The sequence below is a fragment of the Myxococcales bacterium genome, from assembly GCA_022184915.1.
In the GTDB taxonomy this organism is placed as follows: domain Bacteria; phylum Myxococcota_A; class Polyangia; order Fen-1088; family Fen-1088; genus JAGTJU01.
Genome location: JAGTJU010000004.1, coordinates 430,388 through 444,267, shown reverse-complemented (window position 1 = coordinate 444,267; position 13,880 = coordinate 430,388). Strand labels below are relative to the sequence as shown.

General features: G+C 67.9%; 12 protein-coding genes. 9 read left to right on the top strand and 3 right to left on the bottom strand.

Annotated features, from left to right (window positions below; translation table 11 throughout):
- The first annotated feature begins 24 nt into the window (after nt 1–24).
- The 3 genes from KA712_16950 (at nt 25) to KA712_16940 (ending at nt 4,509) form a co-directional block, all read left to right on the top strand.
- A complete protein-coding gene (locus KA712_16950; GenBank protein MCG5054652.1) occupies nt 25–2,685 on the top strand; it encodes a hypothetical protein in 2,661 nt (886 codons plus the stop codon).
- Between the two features lie 70 nt (nt 2,686–2,755).
- Complete coding sequence (rlmN, locus tag KA712_16945) at nt 2,756–3,880, top strand: 23S rRNA (adenine(2503)-C(2))-methyltransferase RlmN (protein MCG5054651.1); 1,125 nt, start codon at nt 2,756–2,758, stop codon at nt 3,878–3,880.
- An 11-nt stretch (nt 3,881–3,891) separates the two neighbouring features.
- Complete coding sequence (locus tag KA712_16940; GenBank protein ID MCG5054650.1) at nt 3,892–4,509, top strand: hypothetical protein; 618 nt, start codon at nt 3,892–3,894, stop codon at nt 4,507–4,509.
- Between the two features lie 43 nt (nt 4,510–4,552).
- Here the strand turns inward: KA712_16940 and KA712_16935 are convergent, their stop codons facing one another.
- The 3 genes from KA712_16935 to KA712_16925 form a co-directional block, all read right to left on the bottom strand.
- Entirely contained in the window at nt 4,553–6,133 is a 1,581-nt protein-coding gene (locus tag KA712_16935; GenBank protein MCG5054649.1) for a sigma-70 family RNA polymerase sigma factor, read from the bottom strand.
- A gap of 265 nt (nt 6,134–6,398) precedes the next feature.
- A complete protein-coding gene (locus KA712_16930) occupies nt 6,399–6,998 on the bottom strand; it encodes an Rrf2 family transcriptional regulator (protein ID MCG5054648.1) in 600 nt (199 codons plus the stop codon).
- A gap of 55 nt (nt 6,999–7,053) precedes the next feature.
- Nucleotides 7,054–7,362 carry a YfhL family 4Fe-4S dicluster ferredoxin gene (locus KA712_16925; GenBank protein MCG5054647.1) on the bottom strand — a complete coding sequence of 103 codons (309 nt, stop codon included), beginning with the start codon at nt 7,360–7,362 and terminating at the stop codon, nt 7,054–7,056.
- A 299-nt stretch (nt 7,363–7,661) separates the two neighbouring features.
- On the opposite strand from KA712_16925, the gene KA712_16920 reads away from it, so the two are divergent.
- Genes KA712_16920 through mqnC form a run of 6 tightly spaced genes read left to right on the top strand, consistent with a single transcriptional unit; the run spans nt 7,662 to nt 13,879 of the window.
- Nucleotides 7,662–8,702: a polyprenyl synthetase family protein gene (locus tag KA712_16920; GenBank protein ID MCG5054646.1), complete on the top strand. Its 1,041-nt coding sequence runs from the start codon at nt 7,662–7,664 to the stop codon at nt 8,700–8,702.
- On the top strand, nt 8,703–9,425 hold the full coding sequence (locus tag KA712_16915) for a ubiquinone/menaquinone biosynthesis methyltransferase (protein MCG5054645.1): 723 nt from the start codon (nt 8,703–8,705) through the stop codon (nt 9,423–9,425).
- Nucleotides 9,425–10,018, top strand: a complete 594-nt coding sequence (locus KA712_16910) for a UbiX family flavin prenyltransferase (protein ID MCG5054644.1) — start codon at nt 9,425–9,427, stop codon at nt 10,016–10,018. The genes KA712_16915 and KA712_16910 overlap by 1 nt, the downstream gene beginning before the upstream one ends.
- Complete coding sequence (locus KA712_16905; GenBank protein MCG5054643.1) at nt 10,018–10,764, top strand: hypothetical protein; 747 nt, start codon at nt 10,018–10,020, stop codon at nt 10,762–10,764. Before KA712_16910 ends, KA712_16905 begins: the two co-directional genes overlap by 1 nt.
- Nucleotides 10,761–11,912, top strand: coding sequence for an aminofutalosine synthase MqnE (mqnE, locus tag KA712_16900; protein ID MCG5054642.1), 1,152 nt, complete (start codon nt 10,761–10,763; stop codon nt 11,910–11,912). The genes KA712_16905 and mqnE overlap by 4 nt, the downstream gene beginning before the upstream one ends.
- The gene (gene mqnC / locus KA712_16895; protein ID MCG5054641.1) at nt 11,909–13,879 is read left to right on the top strand and encodes a dehypoxanthine futalosine cyclase; all 1,971 of its coding nucleotides are present in this window, start codon (nt 11,909–11,911) and stop codon (nt 13,877–13,879) included. The genes mqnE and mqnC overlap by 4 nt, the downstream gene beginning before the upstream one ends.
- The last annotated feature ends 1 nt before the right edge of the window (nt 13,880 follow it).

The window sequence follows — 13,880 nt, the reverse complement described above, 5'->3', positions numbered from 1 at the left end:
CTTCGCAACCTCGAGGAACCCGCCATGGCTTTCGTGAAACGCTCGTGGGTCGTCCTGGCAGCAGGCGCTGCGGCGCTGGCCACCGCCAGCCCTGCGCACGCACAGGCGCTCAAGCCCAACATCCTCATCGTCTTCGACACGTCGGGGTCGATGGCGGACAACGACGAGTGGAACACCCTCAACCGCCTCGATGGCTCTCCGCTCTGCGGGGGCCAGGGCACCAACAGGCGCATTTTTCTGCTCAAACAGGCCCTCCGCGAGACGCTTGCGCAGGTGGGCACCGATGAGGCGAACTTCGGGCTCATGCGCTACCCGCAAAAGGAAGCGCCGAACAGCAGCCCCGTATGTCCCCGCGGCCGCTACTTCAACGACAACAGCACCCGCGTCGGCTGCCAGCTCACTACCCACAACAGCAACCAGACCGAATACGGCGCCTGGTTCGATAGCGCCTACCGCGAGGCCATCGTGGTTCCCGTGACCAACAAAGCCAACACGGGCAAACCGGCCCCTGGCGATTACGATCCGGCCGACGGCAACGTGGCCGAGCTCCTGCGATGGATCAACCTGACCGAAGCGGCTTCGGGTGGGGTGATCACGGATCCGGAGATCCGGGCCGGCGGTACGGGCAAGGGCAACAACCCCGAGCTGGGTTTCGCCACGCCGCTTGGCCGTTCACTCTTTTACGCCCGACTCTACTACGACAACTATGTGCGCCGGAAAAACGGCGCGGCCTTCGTGGACCCGAAGGGCCAGTGCCGCAAGAACCTGGTGATCCTGGTGACCGACGGCATCGAGAAGTGCGACGAAGCGGAGCTTTCCCCCTTCAACCCGCGCACCCAGGCCAGCACACTCTTCCAAAACTCACAGGTGCCCGTTTACGTCCTCACGGACAGAAGCCTGCTGGGGGGCGCCAGCAACCCCCTGGATGCCATCGCCGCCAGTGGCGGCACCACGAAGGCCATCGGCGTCGACTTCACCAACAGCGACGAGATCAAGCGCGAGCTCGTGGGCATCATCGCGCAGACCGTGCCCCCCGCGGAGATCTGCAACGGCGTCGACGACGACTGCGATGGCCTCGTCGACGAAGCCCCCCTGCCCGGGGCGGGCGAAAGCTGCACCTGCAACGGGCTCGTCACCCCCGAGCAGGACGGCAAGGGCATGTGCCGGCTGGGTGTCACCGCATGTACGGCGGGCGCCCTCGCCTGCAACGGCTGCCAGGGTCCGGCAAGCGAGATCTGCGACGGGAAAGACAACAACTGCAACGGCCAGATCGACGAGGGCTTCGACCTTGGCGCCGCCTGCAACAACGGCGGCCGGGGCGCCTGCTTCCGTGCCGGCACCAAGGTGTGCGCGCCGAACGGCCTGGGCACGGTGTGCGACGCCCCTCCGGTGGCCGGCACCCCCGAGCTTTGCAACAACGTGGACGACGACTGCGACGGCATGGTTGACGAACCGCCCGAGGGGCAAACGACGCTGCCCGGGGAAGGCGAGCCCTGCGGTGTGGCCGTGGGTGAATGCAAGGCGGGCGCGTTTGCCTGCCGCGGGGGCGCGCTGGTGTGCGTGCAGGTCAACACCCCCATGCCCGAGCTTTGCGACGGCAAGGACAACGACTGCAACGGCCAGACCGATGAAGGCCTGGGCGGCGCCGACTGCGCCTGTGAACCCTTCACCCTCGAGCAGCTCAGCACGGGCGAGTGCCGCAAGGGCAAGCAGGTGTGTGCGGGCGCCTTGGGGCTTTCGTGCCAGGGCTGCGTGCCCCCGCGGGACGAGACCTGCGACGGCAAAGACAACGACTGCGATGGCCTCACCGATGACGGTGAGATAATCTGCCCGAACGGACGCATCTGCGTGAAGAAGGATCCCGTGGTCGATCTCGTGCCCGCCAAGTGCGAGTTGCCGTGCAGCAGCGGCGAGTTCCCGTGCCCACCGGGCTTCGCGTGCAACGAGGGGCGGCGCTCGGTGGACGATGCCGCGGTCGAGGTGTGCCTTTCCACCAAGTGCCGCGACGTCACCTGCATGCCCGGCTTCCGCTGCAACCCGGGCTCGGGCGCCTGCGAAGATCCTTGCCAGGGTGTGGTCTGCCAGGCCCCCGCCCGCTGCGTCAACGGCGTGTGCAACGACTGCCGCACGGTGCCCAGCCTCTGCCAGCCGGGTCAGCTCTGTCTCGCCGGCGCGTGCGCGGCGGATCCCTGCGCGGGCGTGGCCTGCGCGGCTAACCAGTACTGCCAGGAGGGCCAGTGCATCGACAACTGCGCCACGGCCTGCCCGGGAGGCCAGCGGTGCGTGAAGGGCTCCTGTGAAGCGGACGCCTGCAGTGGCATCGCCTGCGCCAGCGGTCAGGTCTGCGATCCGGCCACCGGCCAGTGCCAGGCGAACGCCTGTCTTCTCAGGGTATGCCCGGGGCAGGCCTGCGTGCCCCTCACAGGCCAATGCAAGGACGATCCCTGCAAGACGGTCACCTGCCCCAGCAACGGCTGTTTTGCGTGCACGCTCACGGCCGATGGCATCCCGCAGTGCCTCCCCCGCAGCGACTGCCCCGACACCCGCGTGACCCGCACGGTGCGCACGGAGGGGGGCGGCTGTTCCTGCGCGCTTGGCCACGGCGGCGACGCCCCCACGGGCGCCGGAGCTCTCGTGCTGCTGGCGCTGGGGGGCGCTTTCCGGCTGCGGCGACGGCGCCGCTAGGCTGTGCGCCCTTGGGGCCGCCCCGGCGCGCCCGCCCGCGTGCGGGTGAAGCGGAACCGAAGGAAGGCGCATGCTACAACTGGGCGCCGTGGATCTCAGAGACCTCACCCCCGCCGAGCTCAAGCCCCGGGTCGTGGCCGCCGGACACCCGCCCTACAGGGCCGAACAGGTGTTTCGGTGGCTGCACGGCCCGGGGGCTGGTGGCGTGGGCGCCGTGCGGGACCTCAACGCCCCCTGCAACGTGCCCGCCGCCCTGCGCGAGATCTTGGCGGCCGAGGCCGCCCCGTCCGCTTTGGGGCTGGCCGTCGAGCAGAGCGCGCGCGATGGCACCCGTAAGTTTGCCTTCTCGACCCACGACGGCCGTTCCATCGAGGCCGTGCTGATCCCTGACGACAACCAGGAGCGGGACCGACTCACCCTCTGCATTTCCTCGCAAGTGGGGTGCGCCATCGACTGTAAGTTCTGCGCCACGGCCACACTGGGCTTTGGCCGCAACCTCAGCGCCGGCGAGATCGTCTCGCAGGTCTACTGGGCCACGGAGCTGGCGGGCCGCCGCCCCACGAACATCGTGTTCATGGGCATGGGTGAACCGCTGCACAACTTCGACAACGTCAAGCGCGCCTTCGAGCTGCTCTGCCACCCCTGGGGTGCGGCGTTTTCGCCCCGTCGGATCACCATCAGCACGTCGGGCCTGGTCACCGGCATCGAGAAATTGGCCGCGCTCGAACACGTGCCCAACCTGGCCATCTCCCTCAATGCCTCGTCGGACGAGGTGCGGGACCAGATCATGCCGATCAACCGCAAGTGGCCGATCGCCACGCTGATGGCCGCGGTGAAGCGCTTTCCCCTGGGTCACGGGCGCAAGATCACCTTCGAGTACGTGCTGCTGGCGGGCGTCAACGACGCCGACGCGGACGCCGACCGTCTGGTGCGCCTGGTGAGCGGCCTGCCCAGCATGGTGAATCTCATCCCCTGGAACCCTTTCAACGGTCCGCAGTTCCAGCGCCCCAGCACCGAACGCGTGTTGTCGTTCCAGGGGCGCCTCCGCGCCCGGGGCATTCAGGTGTACATTCGCATGCCCCGGGGCGACGACATCGACGCAGCCTGCGGCCAGCTGGCAGCCCGGGCCCCCGCGCCCCGCAAAGACGTGGACGTGTCGCTGGCCCAGGCGCTGCGCACACGGGCCACCCCTTAAGTTCCAACGTCATGGCGGGGCCGGTGGACGAAAGCGATCTCGCACAGGCCCGCAGCCTGGGGATCGAAACCTGTGGGCGCATTGCCGCCTTTTGGGGCTTCACCCGCACGATGGGTCGTGCGTTTGGCCTGCTTTACCTGGCCCCCGAGCCCCTTTCCCGGCTGGACGTGCAGAAGCGCCTGCACATCTCGGCCGGGAACGCTTCGATGACCCTGGCGGCGCTCGTGCGCTGGGGGGTGGTAAAGAAGCTGCGCCCCCCGGGCTCGCGCCAGGATCACTACGAGGCCGAAACCGACTTCTGGCACATGATCTCGAGCGTGCTCAACGAGCGCGAGCGCAAGGAGATCCACGCGGCGGTGGGCTACGTCGATCGCGCCTGTCGCCACGCCCGGGCGGCGCGGAGACAAGCCAGCGGCGCCGAACGCAAAGAGGCCGCCTTCGCCCTCGAGCGGCTCACCCAGCTTCAGGCCGTGTGCCAGGTGGGTGAGACACTGCTCGACATGTTGCTGGGCGAGCTGTCACTGGACATCGGCAGGTTTCGCGAGGTGTTCCGCTCCCGTCAGCCTCAGCCGGCGGCCGAGCCGCGCGACGAGAGCCCCGCAACGAAGCGACCGCCGCCCCGCGCGTGACATCCACGCGCGTTGCGACGGTCTTTCGTGACGCCAGGGCGGCTCAGAGTTGGCCGCGGGCCTGGGCCGAAGCCTGACCGCGTGCCGGGGCGGCAGCGGGTGTGCTCGCGGCGTTGCCCGTGGCGAGGTACTGGTTCAAGGCGCCTCGCAGCTTGTTGAGCGCACGATCTTGCACCTGACGGATGCGCTCGCGCGAGAGCCGGTGCTCGTCGCCGATCTCCTGCAGCGTCCGCTCGCGGCCATCGTGAAGGCCGAAGCGCTTGCGCAGGATATCCACCTCGACGGGCTTGAGCTGAGCCATCAGGCTGATCATCGCCTTTTCCGTCTCCGTCTGCGCGAGACGATCCACCGGCTCGGGCCCGGGTTCGGGATCGGCAAGGGTGTCCATGCGCGAACGGTCGTCGTCTTCGTCCGAGAACGGCTCGTCGAGAGACAGTGGGCTCGAAGATGGCAGGGCGTTGATGCGCTCCACCTCTTCTTGATCGAGGCCCGTCTCCTTGGCGATCTCGGCCGGCGTGGGCTTGCGACCCAGCTGCGCGGTGAGGGCCCGGCGGGTCTTCTCCACCTTCTGTTGCGCATCCAGCACGTGCACCGGCAACCGCACGAGCCGCGCCTTGTCGGCAAGTGCGCGCCCGATGGCATGGCGGATCCACCACGAGGCGTACGTGGAGAAACGGAAACCCTTCCGGTAGTCGAAACGGTCCACCGCCTTCATCAGGCCGATGTTGCCCTCCTGCACCAGATCCTCGAACGTGAGGAGCTCGCGGCTGTAGCGGGCGGCCACGGCCACCACCAACCTGAGGTTGGCACTGACGAAGTCGTTCTTGGCGGTCCGCAGGGAGGAGCGCGCCCGGCGCAGGCTCGACATGTAGGCGTCGAAGCCCTGGATCCCGGTGGTGCGAGACGGGGGCAACGAGGACAGATAGTCGACGATCGCCTCCACGGCCGTTCCTTCCGGATCGGCGGTGCCGGCAGCGTCCACGTAGAAGTCGAGACGCTTCTCGAGCGCGGGTGAGCGCACGGGGCCCTCGTCGTGGCTCGAGGCCCTGGGGCTCTTGGCGCCCGAGGCCTTGGCTGCGGCCTTGGCGGCTTTGGCCACCTTGGCGAGCGGGCCTGGATCCTTGGCCCGCGAAGCCGGCTTGGCCTTGGCAGCCGTGGCGAGCTCTTTGACCAGGAGCTTGCGGTAGCCTTCCCAGTCCTCGAACTTGTTCTCCATCAGGCGCTCGATCGATTCGACGATGAGAGCTCCCGCAGGGCCGTGTCCGAGGATCACGTTCCACAGCTCGAGCTTGAGCGACTCGATCCGACGCGCCATCGCGAACTCTTGCTCCGGCGCCATCACGTCGAGGCCGTTCACGTCGCGCAGGTAGCGACGGAACAGGCTTTGATCGCGATCGCCGTCGCTGCTGGTCGACTTCGAGGCCTTCGCCTTCTTGGTGGCCTTCGCGGGCGCGGCGACGCGCTCCTCCACCTCGGCATCGGCGCTGGCGTCGAAGTCTTCTGTGGCTTCGTCGCTGTCATTGTCGAAATCCGATGCCTCGTCTTCCTGCACGTCCGCGGCCGGAGCCACGGGTGCCGTTGGCACCGGAGCCTTCACCTTCTTTTTGACTCTAACCAGTCTCATGTCTTGCCCAAGTCCACTTTGATGTCTCGATGTTGACCGCCCGGAACCCCTCGAGGCGCTTCAGCGCCCTCCGGTGCCCCCCCGCCCTGACCCCACCTGGCCGCCATCCGGCCCTACGTTGTTCGGACGACGCCTTTCGAGCGCGACCGGATTATCCGAAGCGCGGCGCGTTTGCAACCTTCTCCGCGCCCCGCTATGCAACCTTTTTGCCGAACCCAGCTTTGGGAACCTCCCCCGCAACCCGCCTTGACTGCGTTCCATTCCCTCAAGCCTCGCTTTCTTGCTGCGTCTGATTGTTCGCGTCGTCTTGGCCGTGGACGCGAAGACAAAGAGCCTCCGCGACGTGACCCGCCGAACCCGCTTGCAATCCACTGACCAGCTTCTTCTCCTCAGGCCCACCCCGATCCCGCCGAGCGTCCAAGAGTCCGCAGCCCGGACCACTTGCCCCCGCGCCTCCCACCCGAATCAGATGACCGAGCTGTGTGCGGTTGAGCACGCCCTGAATCGCCGCGTCCACGTTGGTCCAAAGCGATCGTAAGGAACAGTCCACGCTGTGCACGCAGACGCAGCGCTCGCCGGCATGGGCTTCGCAGAACGCCGGCGAATACAGCCGGCCCCCGAGAGCGTCGAGAACCGCGCCCACGTTGATCTGCATCGGGGCCACCGCCAACTCGAAGCCACCCTTTTGCCCACGCACGCTCCGCACGAAGCCCGCCCTGCGCAAGATGCGCATGAGTTTCGCCACGTACGCTGTGGACAAAGCCTCCCGGCGCGCCACCTCGGGGATCGTGAGGAAACACGCAGGGGCCGAAGCGATCTGCAGCAAGCAGCGCAGGCCGTACTCTTCCTGAGAGGTGAGCTTCATGGGCTTCGCCTCCCGTAGATGCCGGGGGCGGCGCCCAGGTCGCCAGGAGGCATCGCTAGCCGAGCTTTCTGAACCGCGACAGGCTGGCGGGCAGCACGTCGAGATCGGGAAAGGCTTGTCCGGGGTGCAGCGCACGAGCGCGCGCCAGCAACTCCGCTTCGGCTTCGGCGTGATTGGGATCGGGCAGACAGCATTCGACCGGGCATACGGCCTGGCAGGCCTCGTGGTCGTGAAAGCCCACGCATTCGGTGCACAGGTTCGGGTCGATCACGTAAATCGAGTCGCCTTCGCTGATTGCCTCGTTCGGGCATTCGGGCTCGCAGGCGCCGCAGTTGATGCATTCCTCTGTGATGTACGTGGCCATGGAACCTCTCCCGAGACCCTTGCCGCCGAGACGACCCCAGCGCGGAGGTGTAGGCACCTGCCTTGCCGTGAGCCGTCAAACACGGACGCAAAAGTACTGTATCGTCCCCGCCAAAGTGTCAAGGTGAATCGACCCCACACGCTACCACAGAGGGGTTTGCTCCTGGTCGGGCCGGTATCGGCCCTCCGTGTGGCCGAAAGGCGCACCCTTTGCGGTTGCCGGCGTTCATTTTTTTTTGAATATTTCCCCCGCAAGGCGCTGACGGAGCAGCATCGAAACGCTTTGCAACCCGGTGATTCATGAGCGAAACCGCCCGCGTCAACGTTCAACCCGCCTCCCCTTCGGCGCCCCCGATGGCCGCGGGTATGAGCACGTCCGCTGCCCTCGAGCGAGGTTTGGCCCTGGTGGCCGAAGAAATGAAACACGTGGACGAGCGTCTGTCCGCGGCGATGGAAAGCCAGGTAGGGCCGATCCCAAAGGTGGGGGAGCATCTGCTGGCGGCGGGCGGAAAGCGGCTCCGACCCTTGCTGGCGGTGCTCGCTGCCCGCGCCGCTCATGCCCCGGTCGAGTTGGGCATCGCAGTGGGCGTAGCCGCCGAGTTGATTCACAGCGCCACGCTCTTTCACGACGACGTCGTGGACGACGGGCGTGTCCGCCGCGGACGCCCGGCCGCCCGCATGGTGTTCGGCAACGGCGTCGTCGTTCTGGTGGGCGACTTCTGCCTGGCCCGGGCTCTGGCGTTGGTCAGCGCCACCGGTCACCTGCCGGTCGTCCAGTCCCTGGCCGCGACAGTCACGGAGATGGCGGAGGGTGAGGTTTCGCAGTTGGAACGTGCGGGACGGGTGGACGTTACGGTTTCGGGATACATGGACGTCATCGACCGCAAGACGGGCTCGCTCATCTCATGGTGCGCACGCGTTGGTGACGCACTGGACCCAGGGCCCCTCGAAGCCATGACGACCTACGGGCGCATGGTGGGCCGCGCCTTCCAAATCGCCGACGACATCCTCGACTGCGCGGTGGACGAAGCCACGGCCGGCAAGTCGGTGGGCCACGACCTGGCCGAGGGCAAACTGACCTTGCCGGTCTTGTTGGCCGCCGAGCTCGACCCCGCCGTACAGCAGGCGCTGGCCCGGCACATGACGGACACGGGTATGGCCGCGCCCGCCACGGCCGAGGTGCTGAGGCTGGTGCAGCGCTGCGGAGGCGTCGAAGCCGCGCGGCGCCACGCCCACCGGCTGGTGGAGCAAGCACAGGCGGCTCTCGGCGCTTTGCCCGACAGCCCCTATCGGCAGGCCCTCTCGGCGTTGGCCTGGCTCTCCGTGGAGCGGGTGGTCTGAATGCCCGCCGCGAGCGCCCCTCCCCCACCCTCGTTGGCCGCGCGCACCGACGTGCGCGGTATGTTCGATCGGATCGCGGGCCGTTACGATGCCGCCAACCGGGTGATGTCCGCCGGGGTGGACAAGCGCTGGCGCAAGCAAGCGCTCCTGCCGCTTCTCGAGACCGCGGGCGCCGCGCCCTGCCTGCTGGACCTCGGCGCGGGCACGCTGGACGGCTCGATCGAGATCGCACGCCGCGCGCCCGGTGCGCGGGTGGCGGCCGCCGACTTTGCCCAGCAGATGCTGCGGGTGGGCGTGGGCAAGGTGCCAGCCCCAGCCTGCGTGGCCCCACACGGGGCGGACGGGCACCACCTGCCCTACCGGGCGCAGGTCTTCGATGGGGCGTTCAGCGCGTTTTGCGTACGGAACCTCGTGAACCGCCCGCAGGCCTTTGCGGAGCTGCGGCGCGTGCTCAAGCCCGGTGCCCGCCTCGTGGTGCTGGAGTTCTTCCGCCCCGAGCGCCCGCGCTTTTTCTTCGACCGTTTGTACAACAAGCACATCCTGCCCCTGGTCGGGTGGGCGGTGACGGGTGACCGCGACGCTTATCGGTACCTGCCGGACTCCATCGCGGCCTTCGCCAGCCGCCGCGAGGTACAAGGCGAGCTCGAGGCCGCGGGCTTTGCCTCCGTGACGGGGCGGGAGCTGTTTCCGGCCGGCGTGGCGTCGCTGGTGGTGGCGCAATGATGCGCCCGGGCCCCCGCAAAATCGTGGTGGCCGTGGGCGGCGCCTCGGGCGCGATCTACGCACAACGCCTGCTGCTCAGCCTGGCTGCGCTTCGGGACGCGGGCGAGCCCCTGGAGGTGGGTGTCTGCTTCTCGCGCGCCGGTGAGCAGGTGTGGAAGCACGAGCTGGGTGGCCCCCCGGACCTGCCGTTTCGTCGCTACGAACGTTCGGACTTTTCGGCCCCGTTCGCCTCGGGCTCGGCGGGCTGGCACGCCATGGTGGTGGTGCCGTGTTCAGCGGGTGGCCTCGCGCGCATCGCTCACGGCATCTCGGACGACCTCGTGGGCCGGGCGGCGGACGTGATGCTCAAGGAGCGACGCAAGCTGGTGCTCGTGTTCCGCGAGACCCCCTTGTCGCTGCTGCACATCGAGAACATGGCGGCCGTCACGCGCGCGGGCGCCGTGGTGTTGCCCGCGAGCCCTTCGTTCTACAGCCAGCCCCGCGGGGTCGAGGCCCTGGTCGACACCGTGAACGCCCGGGTGCTGGATCACCTGGGCCTCGACAACCGCCTGATGCCCCGGTGGGGCGAGGGCCCGGAAGGAACCCTGGTCTGATGCACACCCACGACAGCGTCTCGCCCCCAACCGTCCCGTGCGCCGACATGCCACCCGCGGATCTGTTCGCACAGGCCCGCACGGCCAACGAGCTTCGCCAGCGCCTGGGCGGCAATCGATGCGTCTTCGCCCGCAGCCGCCGTCTGCTTGGTACGGGCACGTGGCAGGGCCCGAAGGATGCCGCCGACAGCGTGGTCGAAGAAAGCGACCTGCCGGCGCTGGGCGGGCTCGATGCGGCCTGGGCCGCGGGCGCGCAGGTGTTCGTGGGCGCGTCCCTGCCCACCATGAGCGCGGCGCTCGCGCTGGGGATGCGGGGTCAGCTGCGGGTGCCCTACGAAGCCGGTGAAGCCCCCGCCACGCGCGAGGAGCGCCTGAACGCCGTGGAAGCGTTCCTCCACGCCTGCCGTGAGCGTGGTACCCCCGTGGAAGCGGTGATCCCCACGCCCACGGGCGAGCCCATGGGCCTCGATACCCTGGCCCACTTCGCCGCCTGCGGCGTTCGCTTCGCGGGCACGGCCGTGGTGGCCGACTTCGCGCGCCTCGGCCACCGGCTGGCGCAGATGGCGCTCGGCTTCGGGGCCAACGGGCTTTATGGCCCCATCGTTTCGGAACGCGCCCTGCGCCTGGGCGCCAACGCCAACAACCCCGCCATGACCCGCAAGGAGGTCGTGGTTTTCATTGCAGGCGCGCAGCTCCAGCCGGTGGAACGCCTGGCAGGCGGCCGGCTCGAAGAGGTGACCCCATGAGCACGTTTTCCCGCATTCGCGACAAAGTCAAAGACGGCGAGCCTCTGTCCTTCGAGGACGGTGTCGCGCTCTTCGATCACGCCAACCTGATGGAGCTCGGCGCCCTGGCCAATGAGGTCCGGGAGCGGATGCACGGCGCGCGCACGTACTTCAACCGGAACTTCCACATCAACGCCACGAACGTCTGTGTGGCCAGCTGCCGGTTCTGCTCGTTCGCGCGGCTCGAGGAGGGCAGCCCCCAGGCGCAGACCCTTTCGCTCGAAGAAGCCCTCGGCCGTCTGCAAAGGCGCGTGGACGTGGGCGAGCCCGTGACGGAGATCCATATCGTCAATGGCCTTCACCCGGGCCTGCCGTTTTCCTACTACACGGACCTCCTCGCGGGTCTCAAGCGCATCAAGCCGGACATCCATCTCAAGGCCTTTACGGCGGTGGAAGTGCACTACTACCACCAGCGCTACGGACTCTCCGTAAAGGAGGTGCTGGAGCAGCTGCGGGCCGCCGGTCTCGATTCCCTGCCGGGCGGCGGCGCCGAGATCTTTGCCCCGCGGGTGCGCAAGAAGGTGTGCGACGACAAGTGCAACGCCGAAGAATGGCTGGCCGTACACCGCACGGCCCACCAGATGGGCATGCGATCGAACTGCACGATGCTCTACGGGCACATCGAGACCCTGGAAGAACGTGTGGACCACATGCTCGCGCTGCGCGCCCTGCAAGACGAAACAGGCGGCTTTCAGACCTTCATCCCCCTGGCCTTCCACCCCGACAACAACGCCCTCATGAAGCTGCCTGCGCCCACGGGCATCGAAGACCTGCGCACGTACGCGGTGGCCCGGTTGCTTCTGGACAACATCCCGCACCTCAAGGCGTACTGGGTGATGCTGGGGGTGAAGACGGCGCAAACGGCGCTTTGGTTCGGTGCCGATGATCTCGATGGCACCGTGCAAGAGGAAAAGATCTATCACATGGCCGGTGCGGAGACGCCGCAGACCCTGGCCCCCGACGAGATCGTGCGCCTCATCGTCAACGCCGGGCGCACCCCTGTCGAGCGCGACACGCTCTACAACGTGATCGCCGAAGGCGACGCCCTGGTCCCGCAAAAGCCCTTCCGCCGCAACGTGAGCCGCCGCGCGCTGGAGGTGGTGCCATGAGCGCGCCTGACCGCAAGCTGCGCCTGGCCGCCGTTTCGTTTCTGAACGCGCGGCCCATCACGTACGCGCTCGAGCGGGGCCTGGGCCGGATGGGCGAACGCTTCGAGCTCACCTACGATCTGCCCTCGCGCTGCGCCGACAGGCTCGCGCACGGCGAGGTGGATCTGGCGCTGCTGCCCACCGCCTCGCTCGCGACCATCGAGGGTGAGCTGCGCGTGGTGCCGGGCGTGGCGGTGGCGGGCAAGGGCCCCGTGCGCACGGTGTTGTTGGTCGGCGAAGTGCCATGGGAAGAGATGGAGTTCATCGGCACCGACAGCGCGTCGCGGACGTCGGCGACGCTGGTCAAGCTGCTGTCCCACGAGCGCGGGCTCTCCCCGGGCTTCGCGCTCACCGCACACGAGACCTTGGTGGACAGCGTGCAGGGCCGCCGGGGCGCACTGATGATCGGTGACCCCGCGTTCGCAGCCGCCGAGCGCTTCCCCTACGTCTACGATCTCGGCACCGAATGGACGCGCTGGGTGGGCCTGCCCTTCGTCTACGCCGTGTGGGCCGGGCGGCCGGGCGCGGTGGAGGGTGAAGCGGTGGCGCTGCTCAAGGAGAGCCTTCGTCAGGGGCTCGAACACCGGGCCGAGATCGCCCGCGGCTGGGCCGAAAACTCGCATCTTTCTCCCGAGGCCTGCGAGGCCTATCTCACCCGCAACATCCGCTACCAGCTCGGGGCCGAAGAACTTTCGGGCGCCACGGCGTTTTTCACGCGGGCTCACGCGGCAGGCCTTTTGCCCCGCAAACCACCGTTGCGTTTCTTCGACGATGGCCGCCCCGAGCGCCCCATCACCACGGTCCGCACGGCTGCGCCTTTGCCCGTGCCCCGCACGGGCGTGGACCACCCGAACAAATCGATTGATGCCCTTCTCACGGACGCCGCCGCGGGCCAGCGCTTGGGGTACGAGGACGCGCTTCGGCTCTATGCCGAAGCCCCCACGCTGGATCTCGGCGCGGCCGCCGACCTGCGCCGCAAGTCCCTGCACGGCGATGGCGTGGTGACGTACATCATCGATCGGAACGTCAACTACACGAACGTGTGCGTGACCCGGTGCAAGTTCTGCAACTTCTACCGCCCACCGGGCCGCGCCGACGGCTACACCTTGCCCAAGGACGTGCTGGCGCAGAAGCTCAAGGAAACGGTCGATCTCGGCGGTGTTCAGATCCTGCTGCAGGGGGGCTTGAACCCCGATCTACCGCTTGCGTACTACGAGGATCTCTTCCGCTGGATGAAGGCCAACTTTCCTCTGGCGATCCATGGGCTGTCGCCCGAGGAGATCCGTTACATCGCCGAGCTCGAAAACCTGTCGCTGCGGGCCGTGATCGAACGGCTCGTGGACGCCGGCCTCGATTCCATTCCGGGCGGCGGCGCCGAGATCCTCGACGACGAGATCCGCGAGCGCATCTCGCCGCTCAAGTGCTCGACGGAGACCTGGCTCGAGGTCATGCGCCAGGCGCACGCGCTCGGGCTGCGCACCACGGGCACGTTGGTGTTCGGCTTTGGCGAGACCCCGCAGCACATCTTCAACCACCTCGAACATCTGCGGGCGCTGCAGGACGAAACGGGCGGTTTTACCGCGTACATCTGCTGGCCCTTCCAGGCCGAAGGCACCCGCCTCAAGCTCAAGGACGACACCACGGCCATGCGTTACTTGCGGGTGTTCGCGCTGTCGCGGCTTTACCTCGACAACTTTCCCAGTTTGCAGGTCTCGTGGCCCACGATGGGTCCCGAGGTGGGCCAGGTGGCGCTGCGCTTCGGCGGCAACGACTTCGGCAGCGCGATGATCGAGGAAAACGTGGTGTCGCAAGCCGGCGCGGTGTTCAAGCTCTCGGCGCAGGACATCGAACGCTACGTGCGCGAGGCGGGCTTTCTCCCGCGCCGCCGAAACATGCGCTACGAGCTTTTGCCCTCGTCGCAGCGCTGAG

Excerpts from the sequence above, each read along its gene's own strand:
- KA712_16950 (MCG5054652.1), top strand. The coding sequence starts at position 25 with ATGGCTTTCGTGAAACGCTCGTGGGTCGTCCTGGCAGCAGGCGCTGCG.
- rlmN (MCG5054651.1), top strand. The coding sequence starts at position 2,756 with ATGCTACAACTGGGCGCCGTGGATCTCAGAGACCTCACCCCCGCCGAG.
- KA712_16940 (MCG5054650.1), top strand. The coding sequence starts at position 3,892 with ATGGCGGGGCCGGTGGACGAAAGCGATCTCGCACAGGCCCGCAGCCTG.
- KA712_16935 (MCG5054649.1), bottom strand. The coding sequence starts at position 6,133 with ATGAGACTGGTTAGAGTCAAAAAGAAGGTGAAGGCTCCGGTGCCAACG.
- KA712_16930 (MCG5054648.1), bottom strand. The coding sequence starts at position 6,998 with ATGAAGCTCACCTCTCAGGAAGAGTACGGCCTGCGCTGCTTGCTGCAG.
- KA712_16925 (MCG5054647.1), bottom strand. The coding sequence starts at position 7,362 with ATGGCCACGTACATCACAGAGGAATGCATCAACTGCGGCGCCTGCGAG.
- KA712_16920 (MCG5054646.1), top strand. The coding sequence starts at position 7,662 with ATGAGCGAAACCGCCCGCGTCAACGTTCAACCCGCCTCCCCTTCGGCG.
- KA712_16915 (MCG5054645.1), top strand. The coding sequence starts at position 8,703 with ATGCCCGCCGCGAGCGCCCCTCCCCCACCCTCGTTGGCCGCGCGCACC.
- KA712_16910 (MCG5054644.1), top strand. The coding sequence starts at position 9,425 with ATGCGCCCGGGCCCCCGCAAAATCGTGGTGGCCGTGGGCGGCGCCTCG.
- KA712_16905 (MCG5054643.1), top strand. The coding sequence starts at position 10,018 with ATGCACACCCACGACAGCGTCTCGCCCCCAACCGTCCCGTGCGCCGAC.
- mqnE (MCG5054642.1), top strand. The coding sequence starts at position 10,761 with ATGAGCACGTTTTCCCGCATTCGCGACAAAGTCAAAGACGGCGAGCCT.
- mqnC (MCG5054641.1), top strand. The coding sequence starts at position 11,909 with ATGAGCGCGCCTGACCGCAAGCTGCGCCTGGCCGCCGTTTCGTTTCTG.